This is a genomic window from Burkholderia sp. Se-20378, assembly GCF_017104665.1.
Taxonomy (GTDB): Bacteria; Pseudomonadota; Gammaproteobacteria; order Burkholderiales; family Burkholderiaceae; genus Burkholderia; species Burkholderia lata.
Window position 1 is genome coordinate 1 of the sequence record NZ_JAAGPG010000799.1, and the last position, 2,875, is coordinate 2,875.

Annotated in this window: 3 protein-coding genes and 1 pseudogene; 1 reads left to right on the plus strand and 3 read right to left on the minus strand. The window is 67.7% G+C overall.

Translation table 11 applies throughout. The features are described from left to right. From G3N93_RS37680 to G3N93_RS37690, 3 genes and pseudogenes are all read right to left on the minus strand, one after another. A pseudogene (locus G3N93_RS37680) lies at nucleotides 1–298 on the minus strand (cyclase family protein); the annotation flags it as partial. A gap of 56 nt (nucleotides 299–354) precedes the next feature. Beyond that, nucleotides 355–1,635: a CaiB/BaiF CoA-transferase family protein gene (locus tag G3N93_RS37685; protein WP_206135295.1), complete on the minus strand. Its 1,281-nt coding sequence runs from the start codon at nucleotides 1,633–1,635 to the stop codon at nucleotides 355–357. A 59-nt stretch (nucleotides 1,636–1,694) separates the two neighbouring features. Beyond that, nucleotides 1,695–2,459, minus strand: coding sequence for an IclR family transcriptional regulator (locus G3N93_RS37690; protein WP_174934589.1), 765 nt, complete (start codon nucleotides 2,457–2,459; stop codon nucleotides 1,695–1,697). Between the two features lie 232 nt (nucleotides 2,460–2,691). On the opposite strand from G3N93_RS37690, the gene G3N93_RS37695 reads away from it, so the two are divergent. Beyond that, the coding region (locus G3N93_RS37695) for an aldolase/citrate lyase family protein (protein WP_241026870.1) at nucleotides 2,692–2,875 on the plus strand (184 nt) is incomplete at its 3' end.

Consider the following 2,875-nt stretch of genomic DNA (forward strand, 5'->3'; position numbering starts at 1 on the left):
AATCGTCGCAGACCACGTCGGTTGCGTTCGCTACCTGTTCGTCCGCGCGATAGCCGAAGTACGGCTTGCCGCCCAGCAGCGCCGGCATGATGGCCGGCGGCCGGCGGCGCGCGTTCAGCCCGCCGCCGCGCGGCACGTCGAGCGGCAGGCTCAGCGAAAAGACGCGGCCTTCGCGCACTTCCGCGACGCCGCGCAGCACGGCGTCGGGCGTCAGCCAGTTCAGGCGCCCTTTCTGGTCGTCCGGGCCGAAATCGCCCCAGTTCGAGCCGGGCGGCCGATGGGTCCAACGCGGATTCATGGTGTCTCCTCCATGCAATGTCCGGTGCATCCGGTATCGGTCGGTGCGCGGTCCGCTTACCGCGAATGGATCACGCCCAGCGCGGCGAGCCGCGCGTACTCGTGCTCGCCGAGCAGCGGCTGCAGGATCTCGCGGTTGTGTTCGCCGAGCGCGGGCGCGGGCCGGCGGAACGCGCCGGGCGTACCCGACAGGCGCGGCGTGACGTTGTGCATCGGCAGGCTGCCGACGTCGTCGTCGGGCAGTTCGACCAGCGCCTCGCGCTCGATCACGTAGCGATCCGCGACGATCTGCGCGATGTCCTGGATCGGCCCGACCGTCACACCCGCTTCCTCGAAGAACGCGAGATTCGCGTCGAGATCGCGTGCGCCGATGAATTCGCCGACGATCGCGTCGAGCGCTTCCGCATGACGTACGCGCAGCACGTTGGTGGCATAGCGCGGATCGTCGATCAGGTCCGCGCGGCCGATCGCGCGGAACAACCGCTCGGCCATCGCCTGCGTCGAACTCGACAGGCACAGCCATTTGCCGTCGCGGGTGCGATACGCATTGCGCGGCGCGGTGTTCGTCGAGCGGCTGCCGGTGCGCGGCTTGATCTCGCCGGTCATCACGTAGTTCGCCGCGGCCGGCCCGAGGATCGACAGCAACGGCTCGAACAGCGACACGTCGATCACCTGCCCCGCCGCACGCTGCGACCCGCGCGCATGCAGCGCGACCAGCACCGCGAGCGCGCCGGACATCCCGGCCGTCATGTCGGCCAGAAAGATCGGCGGAAGCACCGGCTCACGATCGGCGAACCCGTTGATCGCCGCGAAGCCCGCGTAGCCTTCGGCGAGCGTGCCGAAGCCCGGCTTGTGGCGATACGGACCGGTTTGCCCCCAGCCGGAGATCCGCGCGATCACCAGTTCCGGCCGGATCGCGAGCAGGTCGTCGGGGCCGAGCCCCATCCGCTCCGCGACGCCCGGCTTGAAGCTCTCGACGAACACGTCCGCGTCGCGCACCAGCCGGCGCACGATGTCGACGCCTTCCGGCGTGCGCAGATCGACGCACACGCTGCGCTTGTTGCGTCCGTAGACCTTCCAGTTGGTGCTGATTCCACCCGCGCCGACCGCGCGCAGCGTATCGCCGCGCTCGCTTTCGACCTTCACGACGTCCGCGCCGAAGTCGGCGAGTTGCACGCTCAGCATGTTGCCGGCCATCAGGCGCGACAGGTCGACCACGCGCACGCCGGACAGCGGTCCGCCCGCGCCTGCGTCGAACGATTTCGGACGGATCGGGCCGGTGGACGCGCGACGCTGCGCGCCGGCCGCACGGGCGGCCTGCGTGTCGGGTACGGACATGACTGTCTCCTGGTAGGTATGGGTCGGTGGTTCAGCGATGCGCGCGCCCCGCGCCTGCGCTATTCGAGCAGCGCGCCAAGCTGGTCGGCCGCCGGGAACGGCGCGCCCGTCGCGGGCAGGTCACCGCCGAGCGCATGCGTCAGCTCGGCAGCGGCGGCCTGCACGTACGGCAGGTAATCGGCCAGCACTTTCTTGTTGAAGCGATAGCGCGGCACGCCGAGCGAGATCGCCCCGCTCAGCACGCGGCCGACGCCGAACGCCGGGCACGCGATCGCCGCGCTCTCCGGATCGCGCTCGGCAATCGACACGGTGTAGCCCTGCTCGGCCGTCTTCTCGTACTCGCCGCCGCGCGTGCCCGAAAACGCGAGCAGCACACGCCCCGCCGCGCCGACGTCGAGCGGAAACCGGTCGCCTTCGCGCAGATGCGTGCGCACCGCGCGCTGTGCCTGGATGCGGAACAGGCAGACGCGCTGGTCGCCCTCGCGCACGTAGAACGCGGCGGTTTCGCCGGTCTGCGCCGACAGCGTCGACAGGATCGGCATCACGTGCTCGCGCAGCTGGAACGACTCGCGGTACATCACGCCGAGCTGGAATACGGCCGGCCCCAGCACGTAGCGTCCGTCCGGCAGGCGCTTGATGAAGCGGAACTGTTCGAGGGATTCGAACATCCGCAGCAGCGTGCTCATGTTGAGCCCGGTCGCATCGCTGACCTGCGCGAGCATCAACCCGCCGGGCGCGCCGGCGAACGCCAGAAGCGCGGTCAGCGCGCGATTGACCGCGGCCACGCCGCCTTCTGCCTGATTGTTCGTCTCCACCTTGCTCATGTCCGCCTCGTGCTGTGCCGGGCGACGGTGCGATCCGCATCGCCCAGGGTCATCAAAAAATGAAAGTCACTTTCATTATACGCAGAGCGCCGATGACATCAACATGAATTCGCATGACTTCAATCGTTCATCTTCTTTCAATTTCTCGTAAATATAGGCGTTAACGATAATCTTGACGAATGCACCAATCAGTCTCAAAAATGAAAGTGACTTTTATTTTATGAGAACAACGATGAATTCCTCTTCCCAACCAGTCTGGCGCTCGCTTCTCTATGTCCCCGCCCACGTCGCCCGCTTTGTCGAAAAAGCCGCGACCAGCACGGCCGATGCGCTGATCCTCGATCTCGAGGACAGCGTGCCGTTCGCGTGCAAGCCCGACGCCCGCGCCGGCCTCGCCGACGCCGTGCCGATGCAGC